This is a genomic window from Streptomyces globisporus (genome assembly GCF_003501885.1).
Taxonomy (GTDB): domain Bacteria; phylum Actinomycetota; class Actinomycetes; order Streptomycetales; family Streptomycetaceae; genus Streptomyces; species Streptomyces globisporus_D.
This window is the reverse complement of sequence record NZ_QWFA01000019.1, coordinates 1-19,271: the sequence shown is the minus strand read 5'-3', so window position 1 is coordinate 19,271 and position 19,271 is coordinate 1. Positions and strand designations below refer to the sequence as shown.

The 19,271-nt window shown below is 72.1% G+C and carries 17 protein-coding genes; 11 read left to right on the top strand and 6 right to left on the bottom strand.

Annotated features, from left to right (window positions below; genetic code table 11):
• Window positions 1-20: 20 nt before the first annotated feature.
• The 6 genes from D3105_RS05460 to mnhG are packed head-to-tail and all read left to right on the top strand — an operon-like array spanning window position 21 to window position 6,495.
• Window positions 21-2,924: a Na+/H+ antiporter subunit A gene (locus tag D3105_RS05460; RefSeq protein ID WP_118900492.1), complete on the top strand. Its 2,904-nt coding sequence runs from the start codon at window positions 21-23 to the stop codon at window positions 2,922-2,924.
• A complete protein-coding gene (locus tag D3105_RS05455) occupies window positions 2,921-3,538 on the top strand; it encodes a Na(+)/H(+) antiporter subunit C (protein ID WP_118900490.1) in 618 nt (205 codons plus the stop codon). The genes D3105_RS05460 and D3105_RS05455 overlap by 4 nt, the downstream gene beginning before the upstream one ends.
• A complete protein-coding gene (locus D3105_RS05450) occupies window positions 3,535-5,187 on the top strand; it encodes a Na+/H+ antiporter subunit D (protein WP_118900488.1) in 1,653 nt (550 codons plus the stop codon). The genes D3105_RS05455 and D3105_RS05450 overlap by 4 nt, the downstream gene beginning before the upstream one ends.
• Complete coding sequence (locus tag D3105_RS05445; RefSeq protein ID WP_118900485.1) at window positions 5,184-5,810, top strand: Na+/H+ antiporter subunit E; 627 nt, start codon at window positions 5,184-5,186, stop codon at window positions 5,808-5,810. Before D3105_RS05450 ends, D3105_RS05445 begins: the two co-directional genes overlap by 4 nt.
• A complete protein-coding gene (locus D3105_RS05440) occupies window positions 5,807-6,145 on the top strand; it encodes a monovalent cation/H+ antiporter complex subunit F (protein ID WP_118900483.1) in 339 nt (112 codons plus the stop codon). The genes D3105_RS05445 and D3105_RS05440 overlap by 4 nt, the downstream gene beginning before the upstream one ends.
• Window positions 6,142-6,495, top strand: coding sequence for a monovalent cation/H(+) antiporter subunit G (gene mnhG, locus D3105_RS05435; protein ID WP_030802046.1), 354 nt, complete (start codon window positions 6,142-6,144; stop codon window positions 6,493-6,495). Before D3105_RS05440 ends, mnhG begins: the two co-directional genes overlap by 4 nt.
• A gap of 18 nt (window positions 6,496-6,513) precedes the next feature.
• Here mnhG and D3105_RS05430 read toward each other — a convergent pair whose 3' ends face one another.
• Window positions 6,514-6,882: a nuclear transport factor 2 family protein gene (locus tag D3105_RS05430; protein ID WP_118900481.1), complete on the bottom strand. Its 369-nt coding sequence runs from the start codon at window positions 6,880-6,882 to the stop codon at window positions 6,514-6,516.
• Window positions 6,883-7,046: 164 nt separating this feature from the next.
• Here D3105_RS05430 and D3105_RS05425 point away from each other — a divergent pair, with 164 nt between their 5' ends.
• Complete coding sequence (locus D3105_RS05425; RefSeq protein WP_118900479.1) at window positions 7,047-7,784, top strand: CDP-alcohol phosphatidyltransferase family protein; 738 nt, start codon at window positions 7,047-7,049, stop codon at window positions 7,782-7,784.
• Here D3105_RS05425 and D3105_RS05420 read toward each other — a convergent pair.
• Window positions 7,753-8,202, bottom strand: a complete 450-nt coding sequence (locus D3105_RS05420) for an adenylyltransferase/cytidyltransferase family protein (protein WP_030802039.1) — start codon at window positions 8,200-8,202, stop codon at window positions 7,753-7,755. The two genes, D3105_RS05425 and D3105_RS05420, sit on opposite strands and share 32 nt — an antisense overlap.
• Before the next feature lie 150 nt (window positions 8,203-8,352).
• On the opposite strand from D3105_RS05420, the gene D3105_RS05415 reads away from it, so the two are divergent.
• From D3105_RS05415 to D3105_RS05405, 3 genes are read left to right on the top strand one after another with little or no spacing between them, the layout of a single operon-like run.
• Window positions 8,353-9,615 (top strand): glycosyltransferase, encoded by a 1,263-nt coding sequence (locus tag D3105_RS05415; RefSeq protein WP_118900477.1) that lies wholly within the window; start codon window positions 8,353-8,355, stop codon window positions 9,613-9,615.
• Window positions 9,612-11,303 (top strand): lipopolysaccharide biosynthesis protein, encoded by a 1,692-nt coding sequence (locus D3105_RS05410; protein WP_118900475.1) that lies wholly within the window; start codon window positions 9,612-9,614, stop codon window positions 11,301-11,303. The genes D3105_RS05415 and D3105_RS05410 overlap by 4 nt, the downstream gene beginning before the upstream one ends.
• Window positions 11,300-12,553, top strand: a complete 1,254-nt coding sequence (locus tag D3105_RS05405) for a hypothetical protein (RefSeq protein ID WP_118900472.1) — start codon at window positions 11,300-11,302, stop codon at window positions 12,551-12,553. The genes D3105_RS05410 and D3105_RS05405 overlap by 4 nt, the downstream gene beginning before the upstream one ends.
• Here D3105_RS05405 and D3105_RS05400 read toward each other — a convergent pair.
• Window positions 12,513-14,045 carry a hypothetical protein gene (locus D3105_RS05400; RefSeq protein WP_118900470.1) on the bottom strand — a complete coding sequence of 511 codons (1,533 nt, stop codon included), beginning with the start codon at window positions 14,043-14,045 and terminating at the stop codon, window positions 12,513-12,515. The genes D3105_RS05405 and D3105_RS05400 overlap by 41 nt on opposite strands.
• 109 nt (window positions 14,046-14,154) lie before the next feature.
• Here D3105_RS05400 and D3105_RS05395 point away from each other — a divergent pair, with 109 nt between their 5' ends.
• Window positions 14,155-15,318 carry a glycosyltransferase gene (locus D3105_RS05395; protein ID WP_118900468.1) on the top strand — a complete coding sequence of 388 codons (1,164 nt, stop codon included), beginning with the start codon at window positions 14,155-14,157 and terminating at the stop codon, window positions 15,316-15,318.
• Window positions 15,319-15,330: 12 nt separating this feature from the next.
• Here the strand turns inward: D3105_RS05395 and D3105_RS05390 are convergent, their stop codons facing one another.
• The 3 genes from D3105_RS05390 to D3105_RS05380 are packed head-to-tail and all read right to left on the bottom strand — an operon-like array spanning window position 15,331 to window position 19,160.
• The gene (locus D3105_RS05390; protein ID WP_118900466.1) at window positions 15,331-16,170 is read right to left on the bottom strand and encodes a glycosyltransferase family 2 protein; all 840 of its coding nucleotides are present in this window, start codon (window positions 16,168-16,170) and stop codon (window positions 15,331-15,333) included.
• A complete protein-coding gene (locus D3105_RS05385) occupies window positions 16,167-16,898 on the bottom strand; it encodes a hypothetical protein (protein WP_118900464.1) in 732 nt (243 codons plus the stop codon). Before D3105_RS05385 ends, D3105_RS05390 begins: the two co-directional genes overlap by 4 nt.
• 3 nt (window positions 16,899-16,901) lie before the next feature.
• A complete protein-coding gene (locus D3105_RS05380; RefSeq protein ID WP_118900462.1) occupies window positions 16,902-19,160 on the bottom strand; it encodes a LamG domain-containing protein in 2,259 nt (752 codons plus the stop codon).
• Between the last annotated feature and the right edge of the window lie 111 nt (window positions 19,161-19,271).

Sequence of the window (19,271 nt, the reverse complement as noted above, 5' to 3'; positions counted from 1 at the left end):
CCCGACCCGGACACCCCGCTGTGATCGCGCTCATCGTCGCCCACTTCGCGCTGGCGGCCTGCGCGGGCCCGCTGGTGCACCGGCTCGGCCGGCGGGCCTTCGTCGTGCTGGCGCTGCCTCCGGTGGCCGCCACCGTCTGGGCCTTCACCCGCTGGAACACCGCCGCGTCCGGCGGCGCGGACACCTGGACCTGGGAGTGGATCCCGGACTACGGGGTCACCCTCGATCTGCGGCTGGACGCGCTGGCGGAGCTGATGGTGCTGCTCGCCGCCGGGGTCGGGGCGCTCGTCCTGCTCTACTGCGCCTCCTACTTCACCGACGACACCCCGCAACTGGGCCGGTTCGCGGGGAACCTCCTCGCCTTCGCGGGGGCGATGCTCGCCCTCGTCCTCGCCGACGACCTGATCACGCTCTATGTGTTCTGGGAGCTGACCACGGTCTTCTCCTACCTGCTCATCGGCCACGGCAGCGAACACCGGCACAGCCGCCGCTCCGCCCTCCAGGCGCTCGTCGTCACCACGTTCGGCGGCCTCGCCATGCTCGTCGGCTTCCTGATCCTCGGTCAGGCCGCGGGCACCTACCGGATCTCCGCGATCGTCGCCGATCCGCCCGAGACGACCCTCGCCGTGTCCGTCGCCGTCGTCCTCGTGCTGTGCGGGGCCCTGTCGAAGTCCGCGATCTGGCCGTTCTCCATGTGGCTGCCGAACGCCATGGCCGCGCCGACCCCCGTCAGCGCCTATCTGCACGCCGCAGCGATGGTCAAGGCCGGCGTCTACCTGGTCGCCCGGCTCGCCCCCGCCTTCGCGGACGTCCCCGTCTGGAAACCTGTCGTCCTCGTCCTCGGCGGCGCGACCATGCTGCTCGGCGGCTGGCGGGCGCTGCGCCTGAACGACCTCAAGCTCGTCCTCGCCTACGGGACCGTCAGCCAGCTCGGCTTCCTCACCCTGCTCGCCGGGACCGGCAACCACGACGCCGCGCTGGCCGCCTTCGCCATGATCCTCGCCCACGCCCTCTTCAAAGCCCCGCTGTTCCTCGTCACCGGCATCGTCGACCATGCGGCCGGCACCCGTGACCTGCGGAAACTCTCCGGGGTCGGGCGTTCGCTGCCGTATGTCGCCGGGGTCGCGGCGCTGTCCGCCGCCTCCATGGCCGCCCTGCCGCCCCTGCTCGGCTTCGCCGCGAAGGAAGCCGCCTTCGCGGCGCTGCTCCACGGACCCACCGCAGACCGATGGGCGCTGGTCGCCGTCGTCGCGGGCTCCGCGCTGACGACCGCGTACACCCTGCGGTTCTTCTGGGGCGCGTTCCTCCGCAAGCCCGGCGTCCCCGACACCCCCGTCCACCGGGTGGGCCCGGCCTTCCTCGCCCCGCCCGCGCTGCTCGCCGCGCTCGGCCTGGTCCTCGGCCCGGCCGTCAGCTGGACCGACCGGCTGCCGAACGCGTACGCCGACCTGTTCCCGGCCGAGCCGGACCCGTACCACCTCGCCCTCTGGCACGGATTCGGCCTCGCGCTGCTCCTGTCGGCCGTCGCCTGGGCGGCGGGCGCCGTGCTCTTCCTCGGCCGCACCCAGGTCACCCGGCTCTCCCGGCGGATCGCCTGGCCCACCGCCGACAGCGTCTTCGGCCATCTCCTGCTCGGGCAGGAACGTCTCGCCCTCCAGGTCACCGGCTTCATCCAGCGCGGTTCCCTCTCCGTCTACCTCGCCACCACGCTGCTGGTCATGCTCGGCGGACAGCTCGCCGTCCTCGTGGTCGACACCCCCTGGGACGGAGCCGTACGCCCCCGGCTCTGGGACAACCCGCTCCAGGGCGCCGTCGCCGCCCTGACCTGCGCCGCCGCCCTGCTCTGCCTGACGGTCCGGCGGCGTATGAAGGGCGTCGTCCTGGCAGGCCTCACCGGCTACGGCACCGCGCTGCTCTTCGTCGTCCAGGGGGCGCCCGACCTGGCGCTCACCCAGTTCTGCATGGAGACCGTCGCGATGATCGTCTTCGTGCTGGTGCTGCGCCGGATGCCCGTCCACTTCCAGGAGACCGTGAGCACCTGGCGGCGGGCCACCCGCATCCCCGTGGCACTCGCGGCGGCCGCGACGGTCGGCGTCGGGATGTGGGTCGCCGCCGCCGCGCGCACCGCCGAACCGGCCGGCACCGCCATGGTCCAGGAAGTCGCCGACCACGGGCTCAAGGACGTCGTGGCGACCATCCTCGTCGACCTGCGCGCCTGGGACACGATGGGGGAGTCCGCCGTGCTCGCCGCCGCCGCGATCGGCGTCACCAGCCTCATCTACCTGCATCGCCGCAGCGAGGGCTCCATGGCCCAGGAGGAGTTGCAGGGCCGCACCGCCTGGTCCCTCTCCGCCCACCACTCCTCCCGGCTGCCGCAGGGCGACGACGCCGCCCCCGAACGCAGCTGGCTGGCCGCCGGGGCCACCCTCGCCCCCGAGCACCGCTCGATCGTCTTCGAAGTGGTGGCCCGGCTGCTGTTCCACCCGATTCTGGTGCTCTCGGTCTACCTGCTGTTCTGCGCCGAGTCCCTGCCCGGCGGCGGATTCGTCGCCGGGCTCGTCGCCGGGGTCGCCCTGATCACCCGCTACCTGGCGGGCGGCCGCTTCGAACTCGCCGAGGCCGCCCCCCTGCAGCCCGGTCTCTTCACCGGACTCGGACTGTTCATCTCCACCGGGGTGGGCCTCCTCGGACTCGGCGAGGGAACCGTCCTGCACGCCTTCACGTACTACGGACACCTGCCGGTCTTCGGCAAGTACCACCTGAGCACCTCGGTCCTCTTCGACTTCGGCGTCTACCTGCTGGTCCTCGGCGTCGTCCTGGACATCGTGCGGGCCCTCGGCGCCAAGGTCGACCGGCAGATCGAACGGGCCGCGGGCGTCCTCACCCCCGACGGGGGACCCGAGGCGGGAGGGCCCCTGCGATGATCGTCAGCGCCTCGCTCATCGCCACCGCCGTCGTCCTCTGCGCCGTCGGCGGCATCCTCATGCTCACCCGCCCGCTGACCCGCATCCTGCTCGGCGCCGTCATCCTCAGCAACGGCATCAACCTGCTGGTGCTCTCCTCGACCGGCCGGGCGGGCGCCGCACCCCTGCTGTACGGGGTGTCCCTGAGCCGGGTCACCGACCCGCTGCCCCAGGCCATCGCGCTCACCGCCATCGTCATCACCCTGGCCACCACCGCGTTCCTGCTGGCCATGGCCTACCGCAGCCACCAGATCACCGGCACCGACGAGGTCCACGACGACCTGGAGGACCGGCGCATCGTGCTGCGCGCCGAAGTCCTCGGGGAACGCGCCCAGTTGCGCGAGCAGTTCCGCTCGGGAGCCGAACCCACCGCCGAGGAGCGCGAACGCTACCGCGAGGAGCGCCGCCGGCTCCGCGACCGCCTCCGCGCCGACCGGGCCCGCCAGGCCCGGGGCCGCGACGCCTCCGGCAACCTCTGGAACGACGTGCTGGGCGCGGACCCGGAGGACTACACCCGCGACGGTGACGCCAAGGCGGACGACCGCTACCCCCGTGACCGAGGAGCCGACGGATGAACGCGCTCGTCCCGCTGCCGGTGCTGCTGCCCCTGTGCGCCACCGGGCTCAGCCTCGCCTTCGGCACCCGGCTGGGGCGCTTCCAGCGCTTCATCAGCGTCGCCGTGCTCACCGCCGTCACCGCGCTCTCGGTGATCCTCATGGTCGCCGCCGACCGGCAGGGACCGCTCTCCGTCCACCTCGGCGACTTCGCCCCGCCGCTCGGCATCACCCTGGTCGCCGACCGGCTCTCCGGGCTGATGCTCACCGTCTCCTCGGCCGTCACGCTCTGCGTGCTCGTCTACTCCCTCGGCCAGGGCATGACCGACCGGGACAAGGAGACCCCGCTGGCCGTCTTCCACCCCGCCTATCTGATCCTCGTCGCCGGGGTCTCCTGCACCTTCCTCGCGGGCGACCTCGTCAACCTCTACGTCGGCTTCGAGATCATGCTGGTCGCCAGCTTCGTCCTGCTCACCCTCGGCGGCACCGGACCCCGCATGCGGGCGGGCTCCACCTACGTGATCATCTCGCTGTTCTCCTCGATGCTCTTCCTCACCGCCATCGCCATGACCTACGCGGCCACCGGCACCGCGAACTTCGCCCAGCTCGCCGTCCGGCTGGCCGAACTCCCCATCGGCGTACAGACCCTGATCCAGGTGCTGCTGCTCACCGTCTTCGCCATCAAGGCCGCCGTCTTCCCGCTCGCCGCCTGGCTTCCCGACTCCTACCCCACCGCCCCGGCCCCCGTGACCGCGGTCTTCGCCGGACTGCTCACCAAGGTCGGCGTCTACTGCATGCTGCGCACCGAGACCCTGCTCTTCCCCGGCAACCGCATCGGCGACCTCCTGATGGCCATCGCCCTGGCGTCCATGGTCATCGGCATCCTCGGCGCGGTCGCCCAGACCGACCTCAAGCGACTGCTCTCCTTCACCCTGATCAGCCACATCGGCTACATGGTCTTCGGGATCGGCCTCGCCACCCGCGAGGCGTACGGCGGGGCCATCGTGTACGTCGCCCACCACATCACCGTCCAGACGACGCTGTTCCTCGTCGCCGGGCTCATCGAACGCCGCGGCGGCACCACGGAGCTGACCCGGCTCGGCGGCATGGCCAGGGCCGCGCCGATGCTCGCCGTCCTGTTCTTCGTCCCCGCGATGAACCTCGCCGGGATCCCCCCGCTCTCCGGCTTCATCGGCAAGCTCGGGCTGATGCGCGCGGGCGTCGCCGACGGCGGCGGCTGGGCCTGGGTCCTGGTCGCCGGCTCGGCGGCCACCAGCCTCCTCACGCTGTACGTGGTCGCCAAGGTCTGGAACCTCGCCTTCTGGCGGGCCGCCCCGCCCGACCAGGCCGCCACCGGCACCGTCCTGGAGTCCGGCGACGACAGCGACGACGACAGCGACCCCGGCCCGGACGGGGTGTTCGGCACCGGCGACGAGGGCATCGGGACCACGGCCCCGCCCGCCGGCCAGGCCGTCGCCGCGACCCTGCACGGACGGGCGGTCACCACCACCAGCCGACTGCCCCACCCCATGGTCGCGGCCACCGCCGCCACCATCGCGATCGGCCTCGCCTTCACCGTGTTCGCCGACCCGCTCACCACCTACACCGACCGCACGGCCGCCGAACTCCTTCAGCGGGCCCCCTACATCCAGGAGGTGCTGGGCCGGTGAAACGCGTTCTGGGCTTCTCCTTCCGCAACGCCGATCTGCCACCCCTGAGCTTCGAGTTCGGCACCCGGCGGCGGGTGCTCGACCTGCCGCTGATCGCCTGGCTCACCGTCATCTGGGTGCTGCTCTGGTCCACCCTCACCTGGGCCAACGTCCTGACCGGCCTGGTCGTCTCGGTCGGCGTCTGCCTCGCCTTCCCGCTGCCCCGGGTCGACCTCGGACTGCGGCTCCACGCCTGGGGCATCCTGCGCCTGGCCGGCTACCTCTTCTACGACATGTACACCTCGGCCGTGAAGGTCACCCGCCAGACCCTGTTCGGCCTGCCGCACCGGGCCGCCGTCATCGGCGTCCCGCTGCGCTGCCGCAGCGACCTGATGCTCGCCGCCACCGCCGTCGCCGTCTCCAACGTCCCCGGCGGCTCCATCATCGAGGTGCGCCGGGCCACCGCCACCGTCTTCGTCCACGTCCTGGACGCCGACCGGCCCGAGGAGCTGGAAGCCGCCCGCCGTCAGGTGTGGCGCGTGGAAGAACTGACCGTCCGGGCCTTCGGCACCCCCGACGAGATCGCCCGGGTCGCCGAACCCCCGCCACCGCCCCAGCTCGCCACCGGGAGGCCCGCACCGTGACCGCACCCGAACGAGTCGACCAGGCTCTGCTGACCTGCGCCGTCGTTCTCGTCCTCATCGCCGGGGGACTGCTGCTGGCCCGGATCTGGAAAGGTCCCTCCATGCTGGACCGGGCGATCTCGCTGGACGTCTGCGCCGCCCTGATCATCGCCGGGCTCGCCGCCAAGTCCGCCTTCGCCCGGGACCCGTTCTACTTCCCGATCATGCTGGTGCTGGCGTTCCTCGGCTTCACCGGCTCGGTGGGCATCGCCCGCTTCATCGCCGTACGCGACCGGCCCCGCACGCCGGACGACTCCCCTCCGCACTCCGACGACGCCCAGGAGGGCCCGCGATGAGCCTCTGGCTCCAGATCGTCGACACGGCCGGCGCCGTCCTGCTCCTGATCGGCGCCGCGACCTGTCTGCTCGGAGTGATCGGCATGCTCCGGCTGCCCGACGTCCTCTCCCGCAGCCATGCCGCCACCAAACCGCAGACCCTCGGCATGATCCTGGTGCTGGCCGGGGTGGCGCTGCGGCTGCGCGGCGGCATGGAACTCGCCACCCTCGCCCTCATCGCCTTCTTCCAGATGCTCACCGGACCGGTCGCCTCGCATCTGGTGGCCCGCTCCGCCTACCGCACCGGACAGGTCGACCACAGCGAGCTGCTCTTCGACGAGCTCGACGAACAGCTCACCGACGGGAAGTGACCGTGGCGCGAAGCGCGTTCACGCCGCCGGTACGCGGTCCAGGAATCCGCTCACCGAGCTGATCCGGCCGTCCTCGGCCAGCCGGGCCACGTCGAACCCGGCCACCGGGGCGGAACCGTCCGCCGAGGAGACCAGCTCCCAGGAAAACCGGACCAGGTCGTGGTGCCCGTCCGGCGTGCCGGTCAGCGTGAAGCGAAAGCCCGGGAACTGCTCGTGCACGCCGCCGATCAGGGCCGCGAGCCCCTCGTGCCCGCGCACGTCGGCCAGCGGGTCGGTATAGCCGGCGTCGGCGGTGAACGCGGCGGCCACCGCCTTCACCCGCTCCTCGGCCCCGGTGGTGTTCCAGGCGGCGAAGTAGCGCTGAACAGTCTCGTCGTACGCGGTCATGACGGGTCCTCTCCGTGGTGCCCCGGTGGTCCGGGGCGGTGCACCCACCGTGGCCCCGGTGTCCCGGTGGCGTCGATTACCCCGGAGGTAAGGGGATCCAAAGACCCCACAGGTCCGGTGTCCGCGTGCCATGATGCGGGCACTGCCGGACGCTGGGGGGCGTAGTGGGAAGCACGGGCACCGTGCTGCGCGAATTGCGCGGCGCACAGAAGAGCGCCAAAGGCGTCTCGCTCTACTCGCGGTACGTGAACCGGCCCGCCGGCCGCGTTCTCGCGGCGGGAGCCTACCGGGCAGGGTTGACGCCCAATCAAGTAACGCTGATCAGTGGGCTGTTCACCTATGGCGCACTGGCGTCGGTCGCGCTCGTCGAGCCGTCCTGGGCGCTCGCCGTCCTCGTCTACGCGGCCCTCGCGGTCGGTTTCGCCTTCGACTCGGCCGACGGGCAGCTCGCCCGCCTCACCGGCCGGGGCGGGCCCGACGGGGAATGGCTGGACCATGTCGTGGACTGCGGGAAGCTGCTGCTCGTCCACACCGCGGTGCTGATCTCCTTCTACCGCTTCGGTGGACTGCCATCGGACACCTGGCTGCTGCTGCCGCTGGGCTTCCAGCTGGCCGCCGTGGTCACCTTCTGCGCCGGCCTGCTGCGCGAACACCTCGGCAAGGCCGCGGCGAGTGCTCAGGGACCGTCCTGGGCGGCGGCCCCGGCGGCGCCCGTCTCCCGGGTGCGGGCCGTGGTCCTGCTGCCCGCCGACTACGGGGTGTTCTGCCTGGTGTTCCTGCTGCTCGGCGCACCCGGGGCCTTCCGCGCCGGGTACGCCGTGCTCGCGGTGGTGCACACGCTGTTCCTGGCGGCCTTCCTCGCCAAGTGGTTCAGGGAGCTGAAAGCGCTCCGGGCCGGCTGACGAGGACGTCCAGCGCCCGGCGCAACTGGGTGCTGGACGTATGCACGGTGTACGGGAAGTAGACGACCTCCACGCCCACTTCGGCGAAGTCGCGCTCCAGCTTCAGCCCCTTCTCCGTGCCCCGCCAGTCGTCGCCCTTGAAGATCACGTCGAACCGGACCTGCTGCCAGGTCTCGACCTTGTCCGGCACGGTCTCCACGAACGCGGCGTCCACGAAGCGCACGCTGCGGACGATCTCCAGTCGTTCGCGGAGCGGGATCATCGGCGTATGGCCCTTGGCGAGCGCGGCCATCTCGTCCGACACGACCCCCGCGACCAGGTAGTCGCACTGACTGCGGGCATGACGCAGGATGTTGAGGTGCCCGACGTGGAACAGGTCGTACACCCCGGGTGCGTAACCCACCCTGTGCTGCACCATCCGTATCTCTCCCCCCACGGTGAACGTGATCCGGTGATGTTCCAACGACCTTACTGTGAAGAACACTTGTGCAAGCCGTGAACGGATAAGCTCGACAGGGGCTGTTCCTCGCCGGGAACAGCGGCTGTCGTGGGGGAAGGCGATCGTCCGATGTCCGATGCTGCAAGGCCCGGCCCGATCCGGGGCCGCCGACTTCTGCTGGTCTCGACCAACTATGCGCCGGAGCTCACCGGCATAGGCCCGTACGCCACCCAACTCGCGGAGCACTGGGCCGCGTCCGGCGCCCGCGTCCGCGCGCTCACCGGCATGCCGCACTACCCCTCCTGGCGACTGGAGGAGAGCTATCGGGGCGTGTGGCGGACGGTGGAGATACGCGGCGGCGTCGGCGTGCACCGGCGTCGCCATTATGTGCCACCACGTCAGACTGCCCTGAAACGCGCCGCTTTCGAGGCCAGCATCCTCGCCACGGGGCTGATCGCACCGCCGTCCGGCCGCCCCGATGTCGTGATCTCCCAGATGCCCAGCCTCGCCGGCGGGGTCATCGGAGCCCGCCTCGCCCGGCACCACCGCGTGCCCTACCTCCCCGTCGTCCAGGACCTGATGGGCGCCGCCGCCGCGCAGAGCGGTATCCGGGGCGGGGGCAGGGCCGCCGCCATCGCCGCGGCCGCCGAGCGGTACGCGCTGCGCGGGGCCGCCCTCGTCGGCGTCATTCACGAGAGCTTCGTCCCCGGCGTCCGGGCCCTCGGCGTCGACCCCGGCCGCATCCGCCTCGTCCCCAACTGGACGCATGTGCAGGGCCCCACCGCCGACCGGGCCGCGACCCGGGCCCGGCTCGGCTGGCCCGACGGCGTCCCGGTGATCCTGCACTCCGGCAACATGGGCCTCAAGCAGGGCCTGGAGGTCCTGGTGGAGGCCGCCCGCCTCGCCCCCGGCGTCCGCGTCGTCCTGATGGGCGACGGCAACCAGCGCGACGCCCTGCGCGCCCGCGCCGAAGGGCTCGCCAACGTGGAGTTCCCGGAGCCCGCGGGGGCCGACGAGTTCACCGACGTGCTGGCCGCCGCCGACGTCCTCGCGGTCACCCAGCGCGCCTCGGTGCTCGACATGAGCGTCCCCTCCAAGCTCACCTCCTACTTCACCTCCGGCCGCCCCGTGATCGCCTCCGTCGCCGACGAGGGCGGCACCGCCGACGAGGTCCGCCGCTCCGGCGCCGGAGTCCTCGTCGCCCCCGAGGACCCGGCCGCCCTGCTGGCAGCCGTACAGAAGCTCGCCGCCGACCCGGCCGCCGCCGACGCCCTCGGGGCCGAAGGACCGCGGTACGTCGCACGCCATCTGAGCCGGGAGGCGGGACTCGCCCGCTTCGACGACCTGCTCGCCGAGGTCCTGCGGGACGGACAGGACAGTGGCCGCCGATGACACCTGTGAACCGGGTCCTGGACGACCACGACGAGCCGGCGCTCCTGCGCGACCAGTTCCGCCAACTCCTGCGCTACCGAACCCTGCTGGCCGTCGGCGTGGCCGTCGGACTCCTCGGCGGCGGCTATCTCGCCCTCGGCGGCGAGAAGACGTACACCGCCACCGGGGAGGTCCAGGTCCGGTCCGCCATCGCCGACCCCTTCGCCGCCGGAGCCACCGCCGACAAGGGCATCAACATCGGCTCCGAACGCCAGACCGCCGTCAGCGACACCGTCGGCACCCTGGCCGCGGGCACCCTCCTCAAGGCGGGCGACGACGTCACCGCCCGCAAACTGCTCGCCGGACTCCAGGTCACCAACCCGCCCAACACCCTCACCCTCCGCTTCTCCTACACGGGCGCCACCCCGGAACAGTCCCGTGCCCGCGCCGAAGCCCTGGCCAACGCCTATCTCGCCCACCGCAAGGCACGCACCGAGGAGAGCATCGAGAACATGGCGGGCGGCTACCGCGCCCAGCTGAAGCCGCTGGAGGAGAAGCGCGACCTGCTGGAGGAGCAGGCCGGTGGGGGAGCGGCCGACGACGTCACCAGCGCCCGCGCCAACATCATCGTCTCCATCTCCGAGCTGAGCCGGAAGATCTCCGAGCTGAAGGCCCTGGACACCACCCCCGGCTACCTCAACAAGAAGCCCGTCGCCCCGACTACGCCCACCGGCGCGGGCCTGCCCCTGCTCCTCGGCCTCGGCGGGGTCGTCGGCCTGGCGCTCGGGCTGCTGCTCTCCTGGGTGCGGCTCGTCTTCGACCCCGCCGTACGCTCCGACCGCGAGCTGGTCCGCTCGCTCGGCGCGCCTCTGCTGGGCACCCTGCCCCGGGAGCGCGCCGCCGGGGCGGGGCTGCTCGCCATCGGCCGCGGCGGCTCCCGGCTCGCCGAGGAGTACCGCGCGGTCGCCTTCCGGCTCGCCTACGACCCGTCGTTCGCCGAGAGCCGCCGCCTGCTGGTCACCGCCCCGCGCGGCGACAACGCGGCGGCCGCCGCCGCTGCCGCCAACCTCGCCGCCGCCTTCGCCGAGATGGGCCGGGACGTCCTGCTCGTCGAGGCCGACCTGCGCACCCCGACCCTCGCCCGGGACCTGGGCTCCGCCGCCCACGAGACGCGTTCGCCGCGCTGGGCCGCCGAGGAGAGCGACGGCAGCTGGCCCACCGGCACCCGCTCGGGCGTGGACGTCCCCGGCTCCGGGGCCTTCACCCTGATCCCCGGCGCCACCGTCGACAACGTCCCGCGCGCTCTCACCTCCCCGCCCGTCGGCCGTATCGTCGGCGAGGCCGACAGCCCGGGCACCGTCGTCATCGTGCTCGCCCCGCCCGTCCTCGCCTACGCCGACGCGGTCGCCCTGGTCGACCGCGTCACCGGCGTCATGATCGTGTGCGATCCGCGCGAGGTGCACCGCAGCGACCTGGAGCGCATCCGCGAGATCATCAGCGCCTCCGGCGGCTCCGTCCTCGGCGCCCTGCTCCACCCGTCCCGGCGCCGGCTGCGCCGCGCCGAGCGGCGGCCGAAGTCCGCCCGCCGCCGCTCCGGAGGCTCCGGGCCCACCGCTCCCACCGCCGAGCAGGACACCCCCGAGACCAGCGGAGACCCCACCGAGACCCTCGGCCTGCGCTCCCTGACCCTCCCGGCCTCCCGCCGGTGAGAGCCCGCACCGCCGTCCTCTGCTCGGTCGCGGACCAGGGCGTGGCGGCGCTCACCAACATCCTGGTGCTGGTGGCCGCCGCCCGGCTCTCCACCCTCGCCGACTTCGCCCGCTTCTCCGCGGTCTACCTGGTCTTCACGGTGCTGCTCGGCGTCTCGGGGGCGTACACCGGGCAGCCGCTGGTCCTCAAGCGCGGCGCGGGGGAGGAGACCCGGGGCGCCTGCCGGTCCGCCGTGACGTTCACCGTGCTCGCCGCCGGTGTGCTCGGCGCGCTGCTCGCGGCCGTCTGCGCCCTCGTACCCGGCGACACCGCCCGCGCCCTGCTGATGCTCGGCCTCGTCCTGCCCGTGGTGCTGGGCCAGGACGCCGTGCGGTACGCCTTCTCCACCCTCCAGCAGCCCCATCTCGCTCTGCTCTGCGACCTGTCGCGGCTGGGCTGTGTGCTCGGGGCTCTCTCCGTCCAGGACTACGGGGCCTCCCCGGCCCGGCTGATCGCCGTCTGGGGCCTGTCCGCCCTGCCCGCGCTTCTGCTCTCCGCCGCTCTCCTGCACCGCGCCACCGTCGGATCCCCGCTGCGGCTGCGCCCGATGCTCCGGCGCGGCCACCTCGGGCAGCGCTTCACCGTCGAGTTCGGCGTGGGCAACGCGACCGGCCAGCTGTCCGTCCTCGGCCTCGGCGCGGTCGGCAACCCCCTCCTGGTCGGCGCCCTGCGCGGGGCGACCACCCTGTTCGGGCCGCTCAACGTGCTGTTCACCTCGGCCACCTCCTTCGGCCCGCCGATCCTCGGCCGCATCGGCGACGAGCGCCGCCGGATCCGGGCCACCGCCGCGCTCGCCGCCGCCCTCGCGGGGATCGCCGCCCTCTGGGCCACCGTGCTCGCCCTGCTGCCCGACACGGCCGGACGCCAACTCCTCGGCGACACCTGGCCGGTGGCCGCAGACCTGCTCCCGGCGACCGGCAGCCAGTACGCGGCGATGGCCGTCGGCACCTGCGGGCTGCTCGCCCTGCGCATGCTCGACCCGCGCACCACGCTCGCCATCCAGGTCGTCTTCTCGCTCACCGCCGTGGCGTTCCTCGCGGGCGGTTACGTCGTCGGGGGCGTCCCGGGCGCCGCCTGGGGGCTCTTCCTGGGCTCGCTCTGCAAGGCCACCGCCACCTGGATCAGGGTGGCCCGGCTGCGTCGGCGTGCCGAGACCCGCGACGAGGGCGTCACCGCCGACGTCCTGCCCGCCGCTCCCGGTACGTACTGATCGCGACCAGACACAGCGCGGCGATGGCCAGCTTCCCCGCCGCCTGGAGGAGCGGCCCGCGCAGCAGGATGAAGGTGTATCCGGCGATCAGCGGCGCGGCGATGGCCAGCACGCTCCCGGGGCCGGGCCCCGCCCGGGTGACGGCCAGGGCGTAGCGGCGGTCGGTGCGGGCCGACGCGTAGCCGATCAGCGACATCCCGCCGATCATGCCGGCCGCACCGAGATCGACCCAGAACTCGGTCCACAGCGGGGCCGACAGGTTGGTCATCCGCAGCCCCATCCACTGGCCGACCCGGACCCCGGTGTCCTCCGGTTTCCCGCTCCACACCGCGCGCGGCACGAAGAACAGTCCCGAGCCCGCCAGTTGGCGGCCGTAGGTGTGGCCCCGGGTGTCGACCCACGAGATGGTGTTGGCGAACATCACCATTTGGTCGTAGTCCTTGGTCACCAGCGGATCGAAGACCGAGGCCGACTGCACGGACCGCTGGCTCCCCTCCTCGTACCGGAACCTGTCCGCGTACGGGAACAGCACCAGCGCCCCCACCACGCCCGTCGTCAGCACCGTCCGGTAGACCGCCGCACTGCTCGGGAACGCGGCGAACACGAAAGCCACCACCACCGTCAGGAACCAGTAGCGGGCGTTGGAGATCGGGTTGTTCACCAGCAGGTTCAGTGCCGCCAGCGCCACCCACACCAGCACCGTCGACGGTCTGCGCCGGGCCCGGTAGGAGGTCGCCAGACGGCGGGTGTAGAAGAGCAGCGCCAGCAGCGCCGGGACCTGCCCGAAGCCCTTGAGGAACGCCGAACCGACATTGGACCCCTCCGTGACCACCCCGCTCGCCGCCACGGTCTCGTTGATCTCCTGCCGACTGGCGAAGAAGACCGAGGGGCCGCCCAGCTTCAGCACGTAGAACGCGCTCGCCGTGAACGCCAGCAGCACCAGCAGCCGCAGCCGCAGCGGATGCGCGACCGCGGGCCCGCCGGCCGCCCCCCGCGCGGAGGGCGTCCGGCGGCGCAGCGGCCGCCGGGAGGCCAGCAGCGCCCCCAGGTCGTAGGCGGCGCACCCCACCAGAACCATCGCGATGGCCGTGACCAGGTCCTGGCGCGGCCCCACCATCGGCGTCGGGGTCTGCCCGATCACCACCTGGGCGAACGGCGCCACACCCATCGCGATGTACACGAACATCCAGAAGACGCCCTGGAGCAGCCGCCGCCGGGTGGAGAGGATCATCGTCGCCAGACGGGCGCCCGCGTAGCAGGTCAGCACCAGCTGGAGCCAGTACGCCGTGTCCCGGACCCCGCTGCCGGGCTGGGCGGCGATCACCGCGGGCAGGAAGCAGACCAGGCCCAGGATGAGCGGCACGGACAGCGCCCGCGACAGCATCGACCAGGCGATCGGCCGCTCCGGAGGGCCACCGGGACCCCCGGGCCCCCGCGGACCCGCGACCGTGGGAGCGGCCTGCTCGTGCGCCGACGTGTGCACCGACGTCATGCGCCCCCCCCGGGATCAGTCAACCGCTGAACACTCTAACGAATCAGCCCACTTGAGGGGGGCCGATGACTACGCTGTGAATACTTGGCCATAGTCGAGGGGAACTCTGGTGAAAATCCTGCACGTTGTCACGCTCCACACCCCGGACCACGCCTTCGGCGGTCCGACGCGAGTGGCGTTCAACCTCTCCAAGGTCCAGCGCGCGCACGGCGACGACGCACGCGTCATGGCCCTCGGTGACGGCTTCCCCGACGGCGAACTGCCCAGTGAAGTCGAGGGGGTTCCGGTCCATCTCTTCCAGGCCCGGCATGTCCTCCCGATGTTCGAGGTCAGCGGCATCACCTCCGCCGGGCTGCTGAACACCGCCCGCCGCATGATGCGCGGCGCCGACCTCGTCCACGTCCATCTGATGCGGGACCTGGTGACCCTCCCCGCGGCGCTCCTCGCACTCGCGACCCGGACGCCCCTGGTCGTCCAGACCCACGGCATGATCGACCCCACCGAGAAGAAGGTCGCCCGGCTCACCGACCTCCTCGGGGTCCGCAAGGTGCTGCGCGAGGCGGACGCCGTGCTGCACCTCACCGAGATGGAGCGCGTCGACGTGAACGCCGTCGCCGCGCCCGTCCCGCTCACCCGCACCGTACGGCTGGTCAACGGCGTCCGCCCGCAGGAGCGCAAGCCCGCCCGCGAGCCCGGCCGCCCGCCCACCGTGCTGTATCTGGCCCGGATCCAGGAGCGCAAGCGGCCCGAGGACTTCGTCGCCGCGATGCCGCACGTCCTCGCCCGCCACCCGGACGCCCGCTTCGTGCTGGCAGGACCCGACACCGGTGCGCTGGCCGGCACCCTCGGTCTCGCCCGGCAGCTGGGCGTGGCCGAATCCCTGCACCACGTCGGCCCGTTGGAGCACGACGAGGTGCTTGCCGCCGACCGCGAGGCCGATGTGTATGTGCTGCCCGCGATCGAGGAGCCGTTCCCTGTCTCGGTGCTGGAGGCGATGTCGGTCGGCACCCCGGTCGTCATCACCCGCACCTGCGGACAGGCCCCCGATGTGGCGGGGGCGGGCTCGGGCCGGGTCATCGACAGCCGGGTCGGCGAGGACGCGGCCAACGCCCGCAAGGTCGCCGACGCGATCCTGGAACTGCTGGAGCCGGAGGCCGCCGAGCAGGCGGGCAAGGCGGCCTGGGAGCTGGTGAACGAGCAGTTCACCATCGAGGCCGTCACCGCCACCCTCCGGCGGACGTACGAGGACGTGGTCCGCCGGAGGCGAGGGTGAGCGGCTGAAGTATCAACGTACGGGCTTCTCACGGGATTTGAGCGCTATCTGCCAGCGGTAGAAGCTCATCGCCAGCGCGAAGTCGAAGCCCGCCCGGCCGTCCAGGAATCCCCGCTTGTAGAGATACATGTAGGCGAAGGACACCACCGGCTTGAACGGCGCCTTGTGGAACAACTGGCCCTGACGCGACTTGACCTGGCGCACCTGCTCCTTCACCCGGGGGTGGTGTTCCAGCCAGGCCTCCCAGTCCGAGTAGCGGTTGTGCCGCTCGAACCAGGCGGTCACCGGGTCGAGGTCCTGGTGCTCGATGGGGTGGGTGAGGGTGCCCACGCTCGCCGCGACCGGCTGGTAGTGGCCCTCCACCTCCCCGATCCCCGGCGCGTCCAGGTCCCCGACCTCCGGGTAGTGGCAGCGGGTCCGGTCGGTCAACGACCGCTTGCGGATGGTGTATCCGTGCCGCAGTCGCTTCCCGGAGAACCAGTAGCCGAGCGGTATGTCGTACGCGGCGGGCTTCGGCGTGTCCGGGTTCCGGAAGGTCTCCCGCAGCTCGGCCAGCAGCCCGGGGCTGAGCCGCTCGTCGCCGTCGAGCAGCAGGATCCAGTCCAGGTCCGTGCGGACGTTCTCCAGGCACCACTGCTTCTTTCGCGGGTGGCCGCCGTCCCAGGTGTACGTGACCACCTCGGCCCCGCACTCCTCGGCGATCTTCACGGTGTCGTCGGTGCTGTGGGAGTCCACCACGACGACCGCCTCGAAGTGGCCGAGCACCGATTTCACCGCCTCCGCGATGTTCAGCCCCTCGTTCTTCGTGGGAATTGCCACGGCTATCGGGAGTTTCGGCGTACCTGCGGTCATCCCGCGGCTCCTTCGGGCAGCCAGGCGTAGCAGCCTGTGGACGTGAACGTAACTGCGGAATCGGGGATGGTGATCTTCCGGGTCTTCCCGGTGTCGGAGGCGCCGGAGGCCAGCTCCTTGCCGCCCGCCCCCTCGATCTGCCAGGAGCAGTCCGTGGTGGGCGAGGCCGAGCGGTACACGCCCGGGCGGAGCTTCTTCCCGGAGTGCTTGCCGTCCGGGTAGCCGTACGCCGCCTCGTCGACCAGGTCCTGGTGCTGGGTGCAGAGCCCGGCGACGGCGTCCTTCGCGTCGGGGATCTCGCCCGTCACGATCGCGCCGACCGCGGTGTCCCGGTCGGCCTTGACGAGGTAGCGCAGCTTGTCACAGGTCTCCTGGCCGGTCTGGAGCACGGCCGCCGGGTCCATCCCCTTCGGCACCCGGTCCTTGAGGTACTCCTTCTGTTTCTTGGTGAACGTCCCCGTGGCCGGGGTGATCTCGTCGACGGGCGTCTTCGGGCCCTCGGCGGTGGCGGCCGGAGCGGACGCCCCCGAGGCCGCCGGTTCCTCGGTGGGCGGCGTGGCGGGCTCGGTGGCCGTGGTGGCGGACGGGCCGGGGGCGGCGGGCCCGGAGGCCGCGGGGCGCTGGGCGCCCGCGGCCTCCGGGCCGTTCCCGTCCGCGGAGGAGCCGCAGGCGGCCAGCGCCGCCGCCGTCAGGACGACGGCGGCGCAGGCCAGGAACGGGTTTCTCATCGCTCAGCCGTTCCTCAGGGCGTAGTGCGCGCTGATCTGGGAAGCGCTCAGCGCGGTCGGGTAGACGGCGGTCTCGTCGATCTGCCCTTCGAAGAAGTTGCTGGTGGGACGGCTGGGCCAGCCGGACAGATTGTCCCCGCCGACCCGCCAGTACCCGGCGTAGTTCTCGTTGCCGGAGACCAGAATGTTCGAGGCGCGCAGCTGCCCGTCGACGTACAGGGACATGCCCTGACCCAGCGGCCCCTGGGTGGCGACGACGTGGTGCCACTGGCCGTCGTTGTACGCCCCCGAGGTGGCCACGGTACGGGTCCCGCCGCTCTGGATGCCGAACACGAGGCGCCCGTCGTTGCGCATGTAGATGTGCTTGTCATGACGGGTGCTGTTCTGCTGGGTCAGATTGCCGAAGCCGACGATCTTCCCGCCCCGGGTCGTGGTGGTCTTGATCCACGTCTCGATGGTGAACCGGCCCGGCTGCGGGTGCTGACGGTTGCTGTAGACGTAGTCGTTGCTGCCGTTGAACCCGATCGCCGTCGAGGGCCCGGCGACCGCCGCCGGGGTCTGCCGGTAGGCGGGGCCGTTGCGCATGAAGCCGTTGTTCAGATTGCCGCTGCTGTCGTGCGCGAACGTGGACGTGCCCTCGTCCCAGCGCCAGTAGAGGCTCGCCCCGTCGGACCTGACCCGCGCCGGGTACGCCTCCGTCGCGCTCGCCACGGTGGCGGACTGGGCCGGGGACTTGGCGCTGGTGTTGGTGCCGTCGCTCGCGGTGATCCGGTACGAGTGGGTCTCGCCCGCCGCGACGTCGGTGTCCGTCCAGGTCAGCTGCGGACGGTCCCAGAAGACCGAGTAGCCGGTCGTCGTGTGGATCGGAGTGTTCGAGCCGTCCTTGTAGATCCGGTAGGTCAGCTCACCGTCGTCGGTGTCGAAGCTGGTCTGCCAGTTCACCTCGATCTGCCCGGGGGTCAGCGTGGAGAGGCTGACGTTGGGCACCCAGGGCGCGCCCGTGTCCGGGCCGTCCGCGAACCGGGTCAGCCCCTGCTGCGGCTTGGTGTTGACGGTGGTGAACTCGCCGCCCACCCACATGTAGTGGCGACCGCCGCTGCTCGTCTGGGCCATCACACGCGGCCCGACCGGCTCCCCGATCCCGTCGTTGGTGTCCGGGAACCACGGCAGCAGCTTCGGGTCGTCGACCGACTGGGCCAGCAGGTGCTTGCGCGGCTGGTCCGGGAACGCGCCCATGCTGGCGCAGTCGTGGGCGTGGCTGCCGCTGTACAGCACCCCGGAGTGCACCAGCACGGACTGGGTCGCGCCCAGGCAGGTGTCCCGCCAGCGTTGCTCGAAGTTGTTCAGGTTCAGCGCGATGCGCCCGTCGAACACACCGCCGCCGGTGCCCTCGTTGCCGGTGTAGAAGCCGCCCGCGTCCGTGGTGATGTCCTGGACCGTGGAGTTGTTGTGGATGAACCCCGGGTAGGACTTGGTGAGCTGGCCGGTGGTGGCGTCGACGACGGCCAGGGCGTGGGTGTTCGTCCCGTTGATCCGGAAGAAATCCCCGCCGAGCAGTACGTTCTGACCGTCCGGAGTCACCTCGACGGCCCGCGCGACCTCGTCGGCGTTGGCCGTGAAGGGCAGCAGCGAGGCTCCGGTCGTGACGGCGGCGAAGTGGCTCCTGGTCTGCCCGCCGACCGTGGTGAAGTCGCCCGCCAGATAGACCGTGTCGTCGGTGACGGCGAGCCCCCGCACGGTCGCCGACACCCCGATCTTGAAGGTGTTGCTGACGGTGCAGGTCTCGGTGTCGATCGCCGCGATGTTGCTCACGCCGACACCGTTCACCGCACCGAACTGGCCGCCCGCGTAAAGGGTTTCGCCGTCCGGGGAGAGCGCGAGGGCCCGCACGGTCGCGGTCCCCGAGGAGATGGTGAAGGACAGCGAGCAGTCGGTGGGCGTCCCGGTCGCCGCGTCGAACGCGGCGAAGTTCACCGCGGGCTGTTCGTTCGTGCCGGGGGTCGCGGTGGGGGGCCGCAGGGTGGAGAAGGTGCCGCCCGCGTAGACGACGCCGTCGCTGGCGGCCATCGACCAGACAATGCCGTTGGTCTGCCAGGTGGTGAGGTCGTCCGCGGTGAGGGCGACCGGTGGTGTCAGCGCCGCCGCCGGAGAGGCCCCGACCGTGGTCGCGGTCAGGACTCCGGCCAGCAGGCCGAGAGCGGCGGAAGCGGCCCGCACACGGCCGCGCCCCCCGCTTCTCTGCCCCGTACTTCCGTTCATCATTCAGCTCCGAAGGTGAGATTCGAGCTGCGGCCGAAAGGCCGCGGATCCTGCCTCGCCCGACCGTCCGCCGGGACGGTGCGTCCCGCCGGGGGCGGGGGCGAGTGGGGAGGC

Excerpts from the sequence above, each read along its gene's own strand:
- D3105_RS05455 (WP_118900490.1), top strand. The coding sequence starts at position 2,921 with ATGATCGTCAGCGCCTCGCTCATCGCCACCGCCGTCGTCCTCTGCGCC.
- D3105_RS05450 (WP_118900488.1), top strand. The coding sequence starts at position 3,535 with ATGAACGCGCTCGTCCCGCTGCCGGTGCTGCTGCCCCTGTGCGCCACC.
- mnhG (WP_030802046.1), top strand. The coding sequence starts at position 6,142 with ATGAGCCTCTGGCTCCAGATCGTCGACACGGCCGGCGCCGTCCTGCTC.
- D3105_RS05430 (WP_118900481.1), bottom strand. The coding sequence starts at position 6,882 with ATGACCGCGTACGACGAGACTGTTCAGCGCTACTTCGCCGCCTGGAAC.
- D3105_RS05420 (WP_030802039.1), bottom strand. The coding sequence starts at position 8,202 with ATGGTGCAGCACAGGGTGGGTTACGCACCCGGGGTGTACGACCTGTTC.
- D3105_RS05415 (WP_118900477.1), top strand. The coding sequence starts at position 8,353 with ATGTCCGATGCTGCAAGGCCCGGCCCGATCCGGGGCCGCCGACTTCTG.
- D3105_RS05410 (WP_118900475.1), top strand. The coding sequence starts at position 9,612 with ATGACACCTGTGAACCGGGTCCTGGACGACCACGACGAGCCGGCGCTC.
- D3105_RS05400 (WP_118900470.1), bottom strand. The coding sequence starts at position 14,045 with ATGACGTCGGTGCACACGTCGGCGCACGAGCAGGCCGCTCCCACGGTC.
- D3105_RS05390 (WP_118900466.1), bottom strand. The coding sequence starts at position 16,170 with ATGACCGCAGGTACGCCGAAACTCCCGATAGCCGTGGCAATTCCCACG.
- D3105_RS05385 (WP_118900464.1), bottom strand. The coding sequence starts at position 16,898 with ATGAGAAACCCGTTCCTGGCCTGCGCCGCCGTCGTCCTGACGGCGGCG.
- D3105_RS05380 (WP_118900462.1), bottom strand. The coding sequence starts at position 19,160 with ATGATGAACGGAAGTACGGGGCAGAGAAGCGGGGGGCGCGGCCGTGTG.